Consider the following 15,827-nt stretch of genomic DNA (forward strand, 5'->3'; position numbering starts at 1 on the left):
CTTCGGACGGATGTCTCGCTGGTCCGGTGGTCATCTCGACGGCTCCCAGCGGCTCCGCGCGATCTCGGCCGTGCCGTGGTCGACGCGGGGGCGACTGGGTCGTGACCAGCCCGGTTGCGGTGGTCGGGCGGCGACGACGCGCCACCCAGCCGCCCGCAGGCTGGCGCCGGACTCGCCATGCTGGGTGTAGGTGACCAGGCGTCGGTAGCCGAGGGCTTTCGCGGCTCTCCACGCGGCGCCGTAGAGCATGCTGCAGCCGTTGGGGATGCTGTCGGCGACGGCGACGCGGGTGACTTCGAGGGTGTGGCCGTCATCGAGTAGCCGGGCGACGGGCCGGCCGACTACCGCCACGCCGACGAGGACGTCGTGCTCGGCGATGCCGAGGGAGAACTTGTGGCCTCGGGATGGGCGGTGGTGGCGGTGCCAGTCGGTGATGAACTGGCTGGCTTGGGCGAAGGTAACCGGCACGAGGCGCAGGCTCATGGCCGCGCCTGTGGGAGGTGTGGGCGTAGCCGGGTGATGGCCTCGTCGTGGAACCGGGCGGCGATGTCGATGCCGAGGTATCGGCGGCCGAGTTGCATCGCGGCCAGGCCGGTGGTGGCGGCGCCGGAGAACGGGTCGAGGACCACGCCGTCGGCTGGGCAGCCGGCCGCGATCGCTCGTAGTGGCAGGTCGATGGGGAACGGGGCGATGTGGGAGCCGCGGTAGGGGCGGGTGGCGATGCGCCACACGTCCCCGGGGTTGCGGCCCCGCCGGTGTGCCGTGGTGTGGGCGTGTCCGAGTGGTTTGAGGTTGCCTGCCGAGGCGCGGGGTTCGGTGGTGTCAGTGGCGGTGTACTTGCTGCCGTAGGCGGTGGCGCCGCGGCGGCGGGCGGTCGCGGCGATGCCGCCGGTGGTGCCTTTGCGGGCGCCACCGATGACTCGGGTGCCGTCGGCGGCTGCCGGGTGGGTCAGGGGGATGCGGATGGGGTCGAGGTCGAAGTGGTAGGTGGGTGATGGGGTGAGCAGGAAGATCAGTTCGTAGGTGGTGGACAGGCGGTCGCGGACGGACTCGGGCATCGGGTTGGTCTTGGACCAGATGATCGCGTTGCGCAGCCACCAGCCGTCGGTTTGCAGTGCGAACGCGACCCGCCAGGGCACGCCGAGGAGGTTCTTCGGGGCAAGGGTGTCCTGCGCGCGGGGGCGCGGCGGTCGCCGACCTCCGGGTTGTGGCCGGCCTGCCCGGGGTGCGCCGCCGGAGGCGCTGCTGTAACTGTCCCCGAGGTTGAGCCAGCAGGTGCCGGCGGGTGCGAGTACCCGCCGCACGTGGGTGAACACGGCGACCAGCCGGTCGACGTATTCGTCGAGGGTGGGTTCGAGTCCGTATTGCGGGTCGGACCACACGGCCGTGCACCGCGGGCAGCGTGTGCCGTCGAGACGACGCCGCACCTCATGGGCGCAGCTCGGGTCGCCGCCGTCCCAGTTGCCCGCGCCGTAGTCGCGAAGACCCCAGAACGGTGGACTGGTGACGACGCAGTCGACCGAGGCATCGGGCATGGCGGCGAGCACGTGCTGCGCGTCGCCGAGGTAGAGGGTGACGGGTCCCTCCTGGTGGTACTCGCACCGGGCCAGGGCGTCTGGTGGGTGATGGTTGGCGGCGCTCATGAGGGTGCCTGCCAGCGGTGTGGGCACAGCAGCAGCCGTAGGGCGGCTGCTGCCTGTTGGGGGACGACGCCGTTGCCGAGGATCCGTAGCGCGCGGGTGCGGGGCAACGCCAGCTCGGGTGCGGTGACCCAGTGCCGGTCCAGGCCCATGAGCCATTCGACGAATGGTGGGGCGAGCACGGCCTTGCCGTGCTGCCCGGTCTGAGTCGGCTCGGGTGCTGTGCGGCCGAGGATCAGTTCCCAGCGGGCGACGGCGGCGGCGTACCCTCCCCACCGGCCCTCGTCAAGGTTGTCGGTGCCGGCGACGGTGGTGCGTAGGTCCGCCTCCCCGTCGCCGTGCTGGCTCGGTCCGCGGGCATCGGACGCGACGGCGGGGGTGGGCAGGGTGCGGGTGGGCACCCGCACTGCCGCCGAGGGCAGCGTGAAGTCGCCGTGCGAGCCGCGCTGCCCGGGGCAGCCCTTCGTCCCGTCGGTGGCGCGGGGGGTCGGCAGCAGGACCTGGGACAACGGTGGCCGGAACCCGGCTCCGGCTTTGCGTCCGGGGGTGCCGGTGTCGCTGGCCCGCGGGGTGGGCAGCAGCGGCTGGACGTCCGTGGGTTTGCCGCCGGGGTGTGGTTGGTAGCCGCGGACCGCGGACTCCAGCGTCGGCCGCCAGGTGTCGCGGTTGCTGCCGCTCATGTAGCCGGTGCCGCCCCCGGCGGTGGGGGTGGGCAGGAGCTGCCCGGCGATGCCGGCCAGGCTCGGCCGGCGCGCCGCTCCGGCCGAGGGTGACGTGTTCGATCCGTAGGTGGCGGCGGTGGGGGTGGGCAGCAGGCCGTGGCGGCTGCCGTCCGGTTCGATCAGGTCGGGCAGCCCGTATGGGTGGCCGCGACCTTTGCCGTCACGGGCGCACGGTGTCGGCAACGTCGGCACCCCCTCGAACCTGGCCGGTGGGTACGGCGAGCAGGAACAGCCGGTCGCGGCGGTGAGGGGCGCCGATGTCGGATGCGCGTAGGCACGTCCAGCTTGTGTCGTACCCGATCGCGGCCAGGTCGGCTTCGACGACGTCGAAGCCTCGCCGCAGGAGCGCGGCGACGTTCTCCACGAACACGAGCGGCGGTCGAAGCGCGCGAACGGCGTCGGCGACGGCGCTCCACAGGCTGGAGTGCTGTCCGGTGATGCCGGCGCGTTTGCCGGCATTCGAGATGTCCTGGCAGGGAAAACCGGCGGTGAGGACGTCGACGGGCTCGACGCGGGTCCAGTTGACGGCGCCGATGTCGCCGAGGTTCGGCACGGCGGGCCAGTGGTGGGCGCAGACGGCGGCGGCGTGCCGGTCGGTTTCGGCGTACCAGGCGAGCCGGCCGCCGAGCACCAGCTCGACGGCCATGTCGAGGCCGCCGTAGCCGGTGCAGAGTGATCCGATCCGGGGCGGGAGGTGCGGCTCAATGGCGCACCTCCCGTCCCGGCGTCGCCGCCGTGTCGTCGCCGGCCGTCACGGGCGGGTCGGTGTGCGGGCAGGTCCACGGCCCGCACCCCGGTACGTCACCGTCGACGTCGACGCGGGGGCGCAGGGTGACCTGGTCGAGGGGGACGCGTTGGCGGTGCAGGAAGAACTGGCCCCGTAGGGGCCGCCCAGCGGCGTTGGCCCGCGCGGAGCCGCGCCGGATCGCCGCGTCGAACGCGACGGCGTCGTTCCACCCGGTGGGGTCGTCGCGGCGAAGCCGCGCCCATTCCGCGTCGGTGCGGAAGGGACACCCGACGCAGGCGCTGCGCGGGGTGTCGGCCAACCCGTTGTCGGTGAGGTAGCGCAGGCAGTCCTCGCGCCGCCACCCGAGGTCGAGCAGCGGGAAGGTGTTGCGCATGTAGGCGACGTCGGCGTCGCGGGCCCGTCCGATCTCGTCGAGGCTGATCCCGATCGCCATGTCAGCGGTCAGGCCGGCGGGGACCCGCCTCGGGTGCGGGTAGCCGAGCCGGCGCCGCACCTCCGCCTTGATGGGTTTGATCTTGTATTCGCCTGTGCATTGGCGCCGGGCCATTCCTCTTTCGCCGTGGGGGCCGAGGGTGAACAGGGGCATGCTGGCGAAGCGGTGGCCGGGGTCGAGGGCGTCGCGGCGGATGTCGCCGGCCGTGACCCGGACGACAGGGATTCCCGCTGTGGCGGCGATCTGCTGCAGCCGGCGGAGGTGGGCGTAGACGGGGGCGGGTTCCCAGCCGGTGTCGGCGAAGATCGCCGCGGTGAAGGTGGGGATCTCGCCGCGGGCGGCGAGGAGCAGGACCGTGGAACTCTGCACGCCCGCGCCGAGGCTCAGGTAGCGGTGGTTGATTGCCCTCACGCGACCACCCCGCCCTCGGCGGGGTTCAGGAATTCTGAACCCGAGTGGTCTACCGCTGGCGGCTGGCGGAAGATCAGCACGTCCTCGTGGGTGATCAGGTGCAGCGGGGTGCCGCCCGCGCGGGCCTTGCGGATGGCTTGGAGCTGGAAGAACGACGGGCGGGCGACGAGGTGGCCGTCGCGGACCGCGGCGAGCAGCGCGACGCACCGCTCGGTGGGCACGAGGCCCGCGCGCAGGCCGGCGGCGATCACCGCGCTGGGCAGGTCGACCAGCTGCCCGTGCTTGCGCCACGGCCGGGCGGTGACCACGACGGTGCCGCCGGGGCGCAGCAGCACGGCGCAGCCGGCCAGGATGTGGGCGAATCCGTCGGCGAGACCGGTCAGGTCGCGGTAGGCGAGGTTCCCGCGGTCGGCGCCGTCGTTGTAGGCGTTGTCGAACTTCGCCACGCCGTCGGCGCCGGGACGGACCAGGCCGTGCACGGTCGGCCCATACGGTGGGCTGGTGACCACCAGCGCGACCTTCCCGGTCAGGGCGGCGGGCAGGAGCGCGGCCAGGCGGGTGGCGTCGCCGCGGACCACTGACGCGCGGCCGGTGGCGCCGTGGTGGTGGGCGTGGGTGATGTTGGCGTCGGCGATGTTTGACCAGCGAGGCTCGTACTCCACGCCGATGGCGTCGCGGCCGGCGTGGATGGCCTCGACGAGGGTGGTGCCGATGCCGCACATCGGGTCCAGGACGAGGTCGCCGGGCCGGGTGTAGGCGTGCACGGCGTGCGCGGCGATCGCCGGGAGCATCCTCGCGGGGTGCTTGACCGATTCGGGTACGTACCGGCCGCGTCGCTGCACCGGTCCGGTGCGCTGCGCGGTCGCCCACACCGACAGCCCTTCCGGTGGTGTCAGGCGACGCCGCCCGTCGGGCGGCACGGCGTCGCGGGCCGGCTGATCCGGGTTGCGCGTGGGGTGCTCAGTCACGGCGCTCACTCCCGTCGTGGCGCCGTGCGCCCGGTATGGGGGAGAACACGAGCAGGTCCGCGTGGACCCGCAGGTGCGCCACCCACCGCGGGTGGGTGAGGGTGAGCAGTTCCTCGTCGGTGGCGTAGTAGGCGAACCGGTCGCTGTCGGTGTCGGCGCCGACGGCGACGATGTGCTGCAGGTAGCCCAGCCCTGCCTGGGCAGCGGCGGTCGCGACGGGGCTGAAGTCCTGCGGGCCGGCCGCCGTCGTGGTGGGGGTGGTGACGGCGAGGACGAGGCAGCCGCCGGGGCGCAGCAGCCGCGCGCAGACGGTCAGCAGCCACGCCAGCCGGATCCGGTTGACCACGTCGTCGCGGTCCAGCGGCCAGCTCGCCACGACCAGGCTGGTCGCCTCCGCCAGGGACGTGCGTCCCGGCTGGGTGCCGGGGTTGGCGGGCGGGGCGTCGGTGAGGTCGTCCCCGAACCACGCGGCGATGTCGGGAACCGGGTCGCCGCCGTCGTCGGCAACGGGGTCGCGGCGGGTGGGCGGGGTGACCGGTCCGATGATCAGGCTGGACGCTTCGGTGAACCAGCCCGGGTGGTGACGGCGCTCTCCGGCCGCGCAGACGGCGGTGAGCGCGTGGTCGGTGGTGAGGTCGACGATGGCCTCGCCGGGGCGGGTGTAGGCGGCCACGAGCCGGTAGGCCAGCCGGGCGCCGACGCTGCGGCCGACGTCGCCCGGGTCGGCGGCGGTGCGCCACACGGTGACCGGTACCGGCGGTTCACCGGCGACCACGTCGATCAGGGTCGGGTCGGCCACGGGCGGGCCGAGCGGGTGGACAGGAACGTTGTGGTGCTGCGGCGGGTGCTCGCTCATCAGGTGTCGGCTCCGCGCCGCGCGTGCAGTGCGCTGACACTGATAAAGCCGCGTTTGTGTGCTCCAGCGAACGCCTGCCCTGCTCACCGCAACTCACGGCCGCCGCCGACAGTCCGACTGTCGACGCTGTTGACCTGCGGATACGCGCTCACAACGTGCGTTCGGTGAGGGACACGGGCGCGGCGAGCCGGTCGACGCGTGCGGCAGCGTCGTGGGCCCGGCATCCCCGGCGAGCGGCGACCATCGCGGCTGCCGGGGACGCAGGGCGGACCGGTCCGCCGCGGGGCTGGCGAGGCGCAGGAACAGCGGCGGCGCCCGTACCGGCCGGGCCGGTACGGGCGCCGCGGGCTGCTGCGGTGACGCGCTCAGGCGGCGGCTGCCCCCTGCCCCGAGGCCCCCGTCGTCGGGCGGGCCGGCGACCGGCGGGGCAGGCTGGCCGCGCGCAGGTTCGCGCGCCGGGCGGCCTGCGCGGCGAGGTCCTGGGCGGCTTGCGGGGACGCCACCCCTGTGAGCACCCCGCTGGCGAGGGCCTCGGCGATGCGGGTGTCGATACGACCGAGCCGCATCCGCATCGCCGCCGTGGTGATGCCCAGACCCGCGGCGACGGTCTCGACCGATTTACGGCCGAGCCGCACCTCGATCCACGGGAACTCGTCCTCGGCGTCGATCACCCCAAGCCGCACCGCCCGGTTGACCAGCACATCCGGATGCCCGTAGGGCATCCGCGGGGTGCGCGGGCCGGTGATGTGCTCGACGTCGTCGACCGTGGTGTACTCCGAGGCCTGCTGGCACAGCGTGAACCCGGCCCGCCACCCCGACCGGCACAACGCCGCATACGGGGCAGGCTGGGCGAGGTCCACCCGGTCGCGCAGCGCGGCCAGGAAACCCGCCAGGATCTCCGCCTCCAGGTCGTCGAGGTCACCCCGGTAGCCGGCGGCGAGCTGGCGGGTGTAGCGGCGCAGCACGGGCATCGCCATGCCGACCGCGGCGATGACCCACTGCGGGCCGTCCAGGCGCGCCTTGCGGACCAGCTCCGCCCACACGGCGTCGCGTGCCTGCACGTCGCGCGGGTGCGCCAGCAGCCAGTCCCGCACCGCCGTCAGCGAAAGCACGCCCGCCGGCACATGGAGGTCGCCGTCGGGATTGACCAGGTCGCAGTCGACCGTCAGGGGATCGGGGTCGCCGGTCAACGCCTCGAACGCCACCTGCACGGCGTCCAACGGCGAGTCCGGCCATTCGGTTGAGGTCGCGGTCATGACTGGGTACTCCTCACGAGTCGGTGACCGCCGCCGCTCCCAGCGACGGCGAGGCACCGATTACGCCCCAGTCCACTCACACACGCTCACACCGCAGGTCAGAACACGAATGCCCCCGCCTGGGCCCCGACACGCCAGCCACGCCTCGCCACCCTCGACCGGCCGTCCACACGTGCCGCTCGACGGCGTCGGGAAGGCCCCTGAGCAGGACTGTGAGCGGCCTGCCGTCCATCATCTCGGCCGCTCCCGACGAGGCGCCGGCGGCGAGCCGCCGTCGGCTGCCGCAGCGCAACCGCGCCACTCACAACGACTCACAACGACTCACACCCGCGACGGCACGCCGCTCACCGCGACCCACGTCCGAGCCCGCGGCAGTGCCCGGACGCCAGAGCACAACACGGGCGCGACCAGCCGACCCGCCACCGGCAACCGACGACGACGCCCCGGCCCCGCGGCGCCGCGGCACCCACGCTCGCGGTGGCGTGACGACGACCGGGATCGGCCGCGTGCGCGTCGTCACCGCCTGCCACCCCGACGCGGACCATGTCACAGACGCTCGTCTATGCCGGTGGACAAGCAAGCACAGTCGGCGCAGATGACCGCGGACGCCCGCCGGTCGGCTGTCACGATGAGCGGCGGCACCAGGCCCCGACGACGGAAACGAACACCATCGATTCGCCGGACACGCCGGGGTCGCGGGTGGGACACCGCCGCGCGGCCGGCCCACACCGCACCGCCGGACGGCGTGGCTACCGCGCCGTGACAGCTCAGTAGCCATCGGCGCCGATGACAGCCCTCCGCAGGCAGGGCCGCTGAGCTGCGCCTTGACATCAGCTGTCCAACGCGTCACGCCGGTGCGGGACGCCACAACAGTGACCTCTTGCCGCGTCCCCGGCCGCAGACGCCGGACACGACGCGACGTGCCGGTCACACCACCGGGCCGGCCGCGCCGGGACGCTTCGGCCGCGCCGGCGAACGGTGTCCTGACACTCGCCGTCGGCGCGCCGGCCACAGCGGCACCAACCGCTGACATCGACCCCGGCAGATGCCGATGACACTGTCCACCGTGTCCACGACGTGCCGTGTCACCACCGGCGGCCATGGCGCCGACTGGAGCGATCCGCGACGGCACCCCCGGTCCTCCCGTCCGGGCTGCCACGCCTCGCCGACTGGGGCATGACCCGGCACCGTGACCGGACCCGCGGCGAGGAGTGCCCGGACAGGCTGCCCGCGCGGTCGCGGCCTGACGCCCACGGACCCACCCGAACCGACAGCCTGACCGCTCGACGGGGACGGACGCGTCCCCCTTGGGCGGGGCGCGCGGACTATGGCGCCGGGCGGTCCACATCCGCGGTCCGAGCCGCCGGTGAGAGCGGCGAGGCAGCCCAGCGACGTGGGGACCGCCCGGTCGGGGTCGGCGCTGCGAGTTGCCGTGAGTGGCGCGGCGGTCGCGCGAGCACACATCCGACGATGCCGACGCCGCCGCGGGACCGACGGCAGCCAGGGCTAGCGAAGAAGATCTCACGAAGCTGACAAACGAGCGTCAGCCATGCGAGAAACCGCCTGACGACCATCCGCTCACAGGCAGCCGGAGCACCTTGACTGAGAAAACCTGCCAGTCGGAGCAGAAACATTGAGAAAAGAGCAGGTCAACTGAGATAAGGACACGGACCGTCGGCGGTGGCGGTGAGTTTCCGTGAGTTGCTGTGAGCGGTGCAGGCGTTCGCTGGAGCACACAAACGCGGCTTTATCAGTGCGAGACCTTTCCGCCCGCCACCCGGCGCCAGCGAGGGTTTCGCCCGCCGCCGCGGGGCGGGGCCCTTCATCGGTCGGGCCGCGCCTGACGCCTCGGACGTCTCCGGGTGCCGCGCAATTCGGTGCGCTGACACCTCATCGAACACACCTCTACCCGACAAGGGAGGACGTGCTCCTCCCGGGGACGACCGGTGCGTCGTGACGCCGTCCACGCCTGCGCCCCGCGGCGGCGGTCCACCCCATCCACCCGTAACCCGTCCCGCACCTGCGGGGCCGGAGGTGACCGTCTCATGTTCCGCGTCCCGGCACGCGTGCGTGCCCTCACCCACTGTCCGAGCCTGCGTCGGGCCGGCCGCGTCGCCGCGGTGACCGGCGCAGTGCTGCTGGTCCTGTCCGTGCCCGCCGCCGCGTCCGCCGACCCGGGAGCGCCCGCGCTGGCGGTGAACTCCCTGCCGGTCGTCATCGCCAACCTGCGGATGTGGCTGGTCGGCATCCTCGCCGCGCTGGCCACCCTGTTCCTCGTCCTCGCCGGCGTGTACTGGGCCACCGCCGGCGGCGATCCGGCGCAGGTCGACCGGGCCAAGGGCGCCCTGCGCAACGCGCTGGTCGGGTACGGCCTGGCCGTGCTCGCCCCGGTCCTGCTGGAAATCGTCCAGGGCATCGTCGGAGGCTGACCGTGAGCTACGTCCTCGGCCAGATCCTCGACTGGCTCACCACCGCGATCCTCGCGACCTTCGACGCGCTGCTCGGGGTGATCAGCAGCGCGCTGCTGATCACCCCGGACGTCACCGGCCTGCCGCAGGTGCAGGCCCTGACCGGCCGTTCGGTGTGGGTCGTGGACACCGTGTTCGTCCTGGCGTTCGTCGCCGCCGGCGTGCTCACCATGACCACCGGCGGCGACGAACGCTCCCGCTACACGATCAAGGACCTGCTGCCCCGCCTGATCGTGGCGTTCGTCGCCGCCCACTTCTCCCAGTTGTGGTGCGGCATGCTCATCGACCTCGCCAACGCCCTCACCACGGCGCTGACCACCGGCGCCGACGGCCACCGCGGCACGCTGCGGACAACGATCAACACCCACATCACCGCGGGACAGGACAAGACCGCGGCGCTGCTGTTCGTGATCTGCGTGGCGATCATCGCCGTGCTGCTGGCCGCGACCGCGTTCAGCATGATCGTCCGGTTCGCCGTCGTGCTGGTCCTGACCGCCGCCGCGCCGCTGGCCCTGGCCTGTCACGCGCTGCCGCAGACCGACCCGCTGGCGCGGCTGTGGTGGCGCTCCTACGCCGGTGTCCTGGCGGTGCCGGTCGTGCAGGGCTTCACCCTGTACGCCGGGCAGTGGATGCTCACCGACCCGGCGCACCTGCTGCCCGTGCTCGGCCTGCCGGTCGAGCCCGGCGCGGTGCTGAACCTGTTCGTCGTCATGGTCATGCTCTGGACCACCCTGCGGGTGCCGCACCTGATGCGCCGCTACGTCAGCGCCGGCAACAGCGGCGGCGGGGCCAGCATGATCGGCGCGGCGGTGCGGGTGATCGTCGTGCAGCAGGCCACCCGAGCGGTGCCCGGCCTCGGTCGCGGTGTGCGGGCGGTGACCCGATGACCACCGACACGCATCAGAGCGAGACGGGTCGGACGCGGATGCCCGCCGACGTCGACGCCCCCGACAAGGTCGCCTACGGGTTGACCTTCCGCCAGCTCGCGATCCTCGCCGTCGCCGCCCTCGGCCTCTACAGCGCCTGGCGGGGCCTGCACACCGTCGTGCCCGTGCCGGTGCTCGTCGGCGCCGCGGTGCTCGCCGGTGGTCTCAGCGTGGGCGTCGCCGTCGGCCGCCGCGACGGCCTGCCGCTGGACGTGTGGCTGCTCGCCGCCGTCCGGCACGCCCGGGCCCCACATGCCCTGTCGACGACGGACACGGCGTCGACGACGCCGGACTGGGTGCAGACGCCGGCGACCCGGGTGATGGTGCCGGCGCCGCTGAGGCTGCCCGCGGACGCCATCGACGACGGCGGGGAGATCCGCCTGGGCGGCACGCGGGCGGCGATGGTCGCCGCGACCAGCGTCAACCTGGCGCTGCGCACCGCGGGGGAGCAGGCATCGCTGGTCGAGGCGTTCGGCCGCTGGCTCAACAGCCTGTCCACACCGACGCAGATCGTCGTGTCGGCGCAGCCGGTCGACCTGCGCTCCGCCGCCCGCACCCTGACGCAGGCCGTGGCCGGGCTGCCGCATCCGACCCTCGCCGACGCGGCGGCCGACCACGCCCGGTTCCTCGACGACCTCGCCACCCGCCGGGACCCGCTGCGCCGGCAGGTCCTCATCGTCTCCCGCACCACCACCGGTGAGCGCGGCGAGCACGCCGCCCGCCGGCGCGCCGACGACACCGCCCGCGCCCTGGCCGGTCTCGGGGTCACCACCCGCGCCCTGCACGCCGCGGCGGTCACCGCGGCGCTCGCCGCCGCCGCCGACCCCTACCGGCCGTCACGTCCCGGCGGCCTCGCCGCCCCCGACGCCGTCATCACCGGCCCCACCACCCCAACCCGCAGGAGGGAACCTCGATGAGACTCCGCCGCCCTACCCGCGCCGACACCGGCGCCCGCCAGCGCTCGTCACTGGCGGGCGCCGTCGCTCCCGCCTCGGTGGAGGTGACCCCGCGGATGCTGCGGGTCGGCGACGGCTACGCCGCGACCCTCGTGGTCACCGGCTATCCCGCCGAGGTCGGCCACGCCTGGCTGGAGCCGCTGCTGTCCTGGCCGGGGCGCCTCGACCTGGCCCTGCACATCGACCCGCTGCCCGCCCCGGTCGCCGCGTCCCGGCTGCGCAACCAACGCGCCCGCTTCGAGTCCAGCCGCCGCGCCGACGCCGCGGCCGGCAAACTCACCGACCCGACCGTCGACGCCGCCGCCGACGACGCCGCCGACCTCGCCGGACGGCTCGCCCGCGGGCAGGCCAAACTGTTCCGCGTCGGCCTGTACCTGACCGTGCACGCCCGCACCGAAGACGAACTCCTCGCCGCGTGCGCGCAGGTGAAAGCCGCCGCCGCGTCCACCCTGATCGAGGTGCAACCCGCCACCTGGCGGCACCTCGCCGGCTGGACCACCACCCTGCCGCTGGCCACCGACAGCCTGCGCATGCGCCGCACCATGGACACCCAGGCGCTGGCGGCCGCGTTCCCCCTCGCCTGCGCCGATCTGCCCGCCCCGCTGCCCGGCGACCCACCCGCCGAAGGCGGCGTGCTCTACGGCGTGAACCCCGACTCGCAGGGCATCGTGTGGTGGGACCGCTGGGCGCAGGAGAACCACAACAGCGTCGTGCTCGCCCGCTCCGGCGCCGGGAAGTCCTACTTCGTCAAGCTGGAGATCCTGCGCAACCTCTACCAGCAGGTGCAGATCGCCGTCATCGACCCCGAAGACGAATACCTCCGGCTCGCCGACGCCGTCGGCGGCACCGTCGTACGCCTCGGCGCCGCCGGCGTGAAGATCAACCCGCTCGACCTGCCCGCCGCAGACACCCGGCCCGACGTGCTGACCCGCCGCGGGCTGTTCCTGCACACCCTCATCAGCGTGCTGCTCGGCCAGCAGCCCCCACCGGCCGAACGCGCCGCACTGGACCGGGCGATCCTCGCCGTCTACCGGCAGGCAGGGATCACCCCCGACCCGGCCACCCACCACCGGCCCGCCCCGCTGCTACGCGACCTCACCGCCTGCCTTCACGCCGACACCGACCCGGCCGCGGGGCAGCTCGCCGCCCGCCTGGCCCCGTGGACGCACGGCTCGTTCTCTCAGCTGTTCGACGCGCCCTCCACCACCCGCCTCGACGGGCACCTGGTCGTGTGGTCACTGCGGCAGCTCCCCGACGAGCTGTGCACCGTCGGCACCCTGCTGGCCCTCGACGCGATCTGGCGGCGCGTCGACGCCCCCGGCGCGGCGGCGACCCGGCGGCTGGTCGTGGTCGACGAGGCGTGGCTGCTCATGCGCGACGGCGAAGGCGCGAAGTTCCTGTGCCGCATGGCGAAGGCCGCCCGTAAACGCCACGCCGGCCTCGCGGTGATCACCCAGGACGTCGCCGACGTCCTGGGCACCGACCTCGGGCAGGCCGTCGTCGCCAACGCCGCCACCCAGGTGCTGCTCAAACAGGCACCCCAGGCCATCGACGCCGTCGGCGACGCGTTCGGCCTCACCGCCGGGGAGCGGCGGCTGCTGCTCGCCGCCCGCGTCGGCACCGGCCTGCTCATCGCCGGCGCGAACCGGACCAGTTTCGAGGCGATCGCCTCCGACACCGAACACCAGATGGCGACCACCCGTCCGCAGGACCTGGCCGCGCTCGATGACGAGGAGGACCTGTGAACCCGCCCCTCACGCACCTGCCCAGCACACTCCCGCACACACCCACCCCCACCCCGGGGCCGGGCGTTCCGGGCATCCCGCCGCCCGACGGCGCGACTCGGTGGGTGCTCGACGCCGCCGGATGGGCGGCGGCGCGGCCGTGGCTGCTCGCCGTCGCCGTCGCCGCGCTGATCGGCTACATCGCCGCCCGTAACCTCCTCGCCTCGTGGCGGCACCGCCGCCACGCCGACGGCGCCCGCCTGATCACCGTTGCCCCGCCGCCGGAGGTCGACCCGCGCAGCAGCGCCGCGCTGTGGGCCAACCTCGCCGGCACCCTCACCCCGTCGCGGCGGCGCTGGCTGCTGTATGGCAGCCCTCACGTGGTGTGGCAGTACACGTGGACCGGGCGGCGGTTGCTGATTTGCGTGTGGGTGCCCGGCACCGTCCCACCCGGTGCGGTCGAGGCCGCCGTGCGGGCCGCGTGGCCGGGCGCCGCCTGCACCACCGACGACAGCCCTGGCCCGCCCATTCCTGTCGGCCTCGCGGCGGTGGGCGGGCACCTGCTGCCGGTGGCCGCCGAGTGGCTGCCGCTGCGCAGCGACCACGACACCGACCCGCTGCGGGCGCTGATGTCCGCCGGATCAGGTCTGCGCGCCGACGAGCACGCCTGCGTACAGGTCCTCGCCCGCCCCGTCGGCGCACGCCGCGCTCACCGCGCCCGCCGCGCCGCCCGCCGCCTGCGCGACGGCAAGACCGCCCTGCCTGTCGTCAACCCGGCGGCGCCGCTGCTGTGGCTCATCGACGCGTTCCTGCCCGGCCGCCCCTCCGGCACCGTCCGTGCCGCGCCGGCATCCCGGCGTGATCCCAGCGTCGAGCGGGACGTGCGGGCCATCCTCGACAAGACCTCACACCCGCTGTGGGAGACCGCCGTGCGCTACGCCGTGGCCAAGGACACCCGCCGCGCCGGCACCGACCAGCGTCCCCGGCTGCGCGGCGTCGCCGACACCATCGCCTCGGCGTTCGCCGTCTACTCCGCCCGTAACCGCCTCACCCACCGCGCCCGCATGCCCCACCCGCTCGCCGTGCTGGCCCAGCGGCGCCTCGGCGCCGGGTTCCTCACCGCCGGCCCCGAGCTGGCCGCGCTCGCCGCCCTGCCGCAGGACCTGGCGGTGCCGGGCCTGGACCGGGCCCGCGCCAAGTCCATGCCCGCCCCGGTCGCCGTCACCGCCGGCGGACGCGGCGCGAAGATCCTCGGCGACGCGCAGATCGGCGGGCACACCGTCGCCCTGTCCGTACCCGATTCGAGGTACCACCTGCACGTGATCGGATCCACCGGCTCCGGGAAGACGACCCTGCTGGTCAACACCGCCGTCGACGACATCATCGCCGGCCGCGGCACCGTCGTCATCGACCCGCACGGCGACCTGGTCCTGGACATCCTCGACCGGCTGCCCGCCGACGTCGCCGACCGGGTGGTGCTGTTCGACCCCGACCAGCCCAACCCACCCACCATCAACCCCCTAGAGGGCGACGACCACGACCTCGTCGTCGACAACCTCGTGTCGATCTTCGGCACCATCTTCGCCAAGGCGTGGGGGCCGCGCATGGACGACGTCATGCGCGTGGCCTGCCTGACCCTGCTGCGCCACGCCAACGTCACCCTGCAGCACATCCCCCCGCTGCTCAACTCCGCCCAGTTCCGTTCCGCGATGACCGTCGGCCTCGACGACCCGGCCGGACTGCACGGCTTCTGGCAGTGGTACGACGAACTCAACCCCGCCCTGCGCTCCCAGGTCATCGGCCCGGTCCTGGCCCGCCTGCGCTCGTTCCTGCTCCGCGACTTCGTCAAACGCACCATGCAGTACCCGCGATCGAGCTTCGACATGGGCAAGATCCTCGACGGTGGGGCGCTGCTCGTGCGGATCCCCAAGGGGCAGCTCGGGGAGGACACCAGCAAGCTGCTCGGGTCGCTGATCCTGGCGCAGGTGTGGCAGGCCGCCACCGCCCGCGCCCGCCTCGCCCCGGACCAGCGCCGCGACGCCACGCTGATCATCGACGAGGCCCAGAACTTCCTCACCCTCGCCAACAGCCTCGACACGATGCTCGCCGAGGCCCGCAAGTACCGGCTGTCGCTCGTGCTGTCGCATCAGGACCTCGCGCAGTTCCCGAAGGACCTCCTCGCCGCCGCGTCGGCCAACGCCCGTAACAAGATCTACTTCTCCTGCGCCCCCGAGGACGCCCGCGTTCTCGCACGGCACACCCTGCCGGAACTCGACGAGCACGACCTCACCCACCTCGACGCCTACACCACCGCGACCCGCCTGGTCGCCGATGGACGGCAGACACCGGCGTTCACCATGCGCACCCGCCCCCCGAAACCCGTGATCGGGGAGGCCACCGCCATCCGCCTGACCGCCAAGGACAAGGTCAAGCCGCAGAACAAGAGCGCCATCGACGCTCTCGTCGAACAGTATTCCCAGCCACCCGCCGACGACCGCACGGGCGGCGACCGCACGGGCGGAGACCGCACGGGCGGCGACCGCCGCGCGCAGCGGCCCCACCGCTCCCGCACCTGACGCCTCACCGGCTCGACGCGCGGGACGGCTGAGAACTCACCGCGGTTCCCGCGCCAGCCGGCCTCGGACCCTGCGTGCAGGCCCCGGCTGCGGCTACCCGGAGGGCTTCGTCAGCCCCTTCGTCCGGGTCTTCACCGCGCCTT

13 protein-coding genes are annotated in these 15,827 nt (G+C 73.7%); 5 read left to right on the forward strand and 8 right to left on the reverse strand.

Annotated features, from left to right (window positions below; genetic code table 11):
- Nucleotides 1-30 precede the first annotated feature (30 nt).
- The 8 genes from KSK32_RS10825 to KSK32_RS10860 all read right to left on the reverse strand — a co-directional run bounded on the left by KSK32_RS10825 (nucleotide 31) and on the right by KSK32_RS10860 (nucleotide 7,034).
- Entirely contained in the window at nucleotides 31-483 is a 453-nt protein-coding gene (locus tag KSK32_RS10825; RefSeq protein ID WP_216930890.1) for an XF1762 family protein, read from the reverse strand.
- Nucleotides 480-1,643 (reverse strand): site-specific DNA-methyltransferase, encoded by a 1,164-nt coding sequence (locus tag KSK32_RS10830; RefSeq protein ID WP_216930891.1) that lies wholly within the window; start codon nucleotides 1,641-1,643, stop codon nucleotides 480-482. The genes KSK32_RS10825 and KSK32_RS10830 overlap by 4 nt, the downstream gene beginning before the upstream one ends.
- Complete coding sequence (locus KSK32_RS10835) at nucleotides 1,640-2,554, reverse strand: hypothetical protein (RefSeq protein ID WP_374226705.1); 915 nt, start codon at nucleotides 2,552-2,554, stop codon at nucleotides 1,640-1,642. Before KSK32_RS10835 ends, KSK32_RS10830 begins: the two co-directional genes overlap by 4 nt.
- Nucleotides 2,523-3,068, reverse strand: a complete 546-nt coding sequence (locus KSK32_RS10840; RefSeq protein ID WP_289256644.1) for a DNA cytosine methyltransferase — start codon at nucleotides 3,066-3,068, stop codon at nucleotides 2,523-2,525. The genes KSK32_RS10835 and KSK32_RS10840 overlap by 32 nt, the downstream gene beginning before the upstream one ends.
- Nucleotides 3,064-3,954, reverse strand: a complete 891-nt coding sequence (locus KSK32_RS10845; protein ID WP_216930896.1) for a hypothetical protein — start codon at nucleotides 3,952-3,954, stop codon at nucleotides 3,064-3,066. Before KSK32_RS10845 ends, KSK32_RS10840 begins: the two co-directional genes overlap by 5 nt.
- Nucleotides 3,951-4,874, reverse strand: a complete 924-nt coding sequence (locus tag KSK32_RS10850; protein WP_289256645.1) for a TRM11 family methyltransferase — start codon at nucleotides 4,872-4,874, stop codon at nucleotides 3,951-3,953. Before KSK32_RS10850 ends, KSK32_RS10845 begins: the two co-directional genes overlap by 4 nt.
- A 40-nt stretch (nucleotides 4,875-4,914) precedes the next feature.
- Entirely contained in the window at nucleotides 4,915-5,778 is an 864-nt protein-coding gene (locus tag KSK32_RS10855; RefSeq protein ID WP_216930898.1) for a hypothetical protein, read from the reverse strand.
- 365 nt (nucleotides 5,779-6,143) lie between these two features.
- A complete protein-coding gene (locus KSK32_RS10860) occupies nucleotides 6,144-7,034 on the reverse strand; it encodes a hypothetical protein (protein ID WP_216930900.1) in 891 nt (296 codons plus the stop codon).
- 2,045 nt (nucleotides 7,035-9,079) lie between these two features.
- Between KSK32_RS10860 and KSK32_RS10865 the strand changes: the two genes are divergently transcribed.
- The 5 genes from KSK32_RS10865 to KSK32_RS10885 all read left to right on the forward strand — a co-directional run bounded on the left by KSK32_RS10865 (nucleotide 9,080) and on the right by KSK32_RS10885 (nucleotide 15,684).
- Entirely contained in the window at nucleotides 9,080-9,463 is a 384-nt protein-coding gene (locus KSK32_RS10865) for a pilin (protein ID WP_216930902.1), read from the forward strand.
- Between the two features lie 2 nt (nucleotides 9,464-9,465).
- Entirely contained in the window at nucleotides 9,466-10,389 is a 924-nt protein-coding gene (locus KSK32_RS10870) for a conjugal transfer protein TrbL family protein (RefSeq protein ID WP_216930904.1), read from the forward strand.
- On the forward strand, nucleotides 10,386-11,345 hold the full coding sequence (locus tag KSK32_RS10875; protein ID WP_216930906.1) for a PrgI family protein: 960 nt from the start codon (nucleotides 10,386-10,388) through the stop codon (nucleotides 11,343-11,345). Before KSK32_RS10870 ends, KSK32_RS10875 begins: the two co-directional genes overlap by 4 nt.
- Complete coding sequence (locus tag KSK32_RS10880) at nucleotides 11,342-13,129, forward strand: VirB4 family type IV secretion system protein (RefSeq protein WP_216930908.1); 1,788 nt, start codon at nucleotides 11,342-11,344, stop codon at nucleotides 13,127-13,129. The genes KSK32_RS10875 and KSK32_RS10880 overlap by 4 nt, the downstream gene beginning before the upstream one ends.
- 74 nt (nucleotides 13,130-13,203) lie before the next feature.
- Nucleotides 13,204-15,684, forward strand: a complete 2,481-nt coding sequence (locus KSK32_RS10885; protein ID WP_289256646.1) for a type IV secretory system conjugative DNA transfer family protein — start codon at nucleotides 13,204-13,206, stop codon at nucleotides 15,682-15,684.
- Nucleotides 15,685-15,827 lie beyond the last annotated feature (143 nt).

Source organism: Micromonospora sp. WMMB482, assembly GCF_019038635.1.
In the GTDB taxonomy this organism is placed as follows: Bacteria; Actinomycetota; Actinomycetes; order Mycobacteriales; family Micromonosporaceae; genus Micromonospora; species Micromonospora marina.

What these genes read in the sequence shown, in the direction of transcription:
- KSK32_RS10825 (WP_216930890.1), bottom strand. Translation starts at nt 483, where the DNA reads ATGAGCCTGCGCCTCGTGCCGGTTACCTTCGCCCAAGCCAGCCAGTTC.
- KSK32_RS10830 (WP_216930891.1), bottom strand. Translation starts at nt 1,643, where the DNA reads ATGAGCGCCGCCAACCATCACCCACCAGACGCCCTGGCCCGGTGCGAG.
- KSK32_RS10855 (WP_216930898.1), bottom strand. Translation starts at nt 5,778, where the DNA reads ATGAGCGAGCACCCGCCGCAGCACCACAACGTTCCTGTCCACCCGCTC.
- KSK32_RS10860 (WP_216930900.1), bottom strand. Translation starts at nt 7,034, where the DNA reads ATGACCGCGACCTCAACCGAATGGCCGGACTCGCCGTTGGACGCCGTG.
- KSK32_RS10865 (WP_216930902.1), top strand. Translation starts at nt 9,080, where the DNA reads ATGTTCCGCGTCCCGGCACGCGTGCGTGCCCTCACCCACTGTCCGAGC.
- KSK32_RS10875 (WP_216930906.1), top strand. Translation starts at nt 10,386, where the DNA reads ATGACCACCGACACGCATCAGAGCGAGACGGGTCGGACGCGGATGCCC.
- KSK32_RS10880 (WP_216930908.1), top strand. Translation starts at nt 11,342, where the DNA reads ATGAGACTCCGCCGCCCTACCCGCGCCGACACCGGCGCCCGCCAGCGC.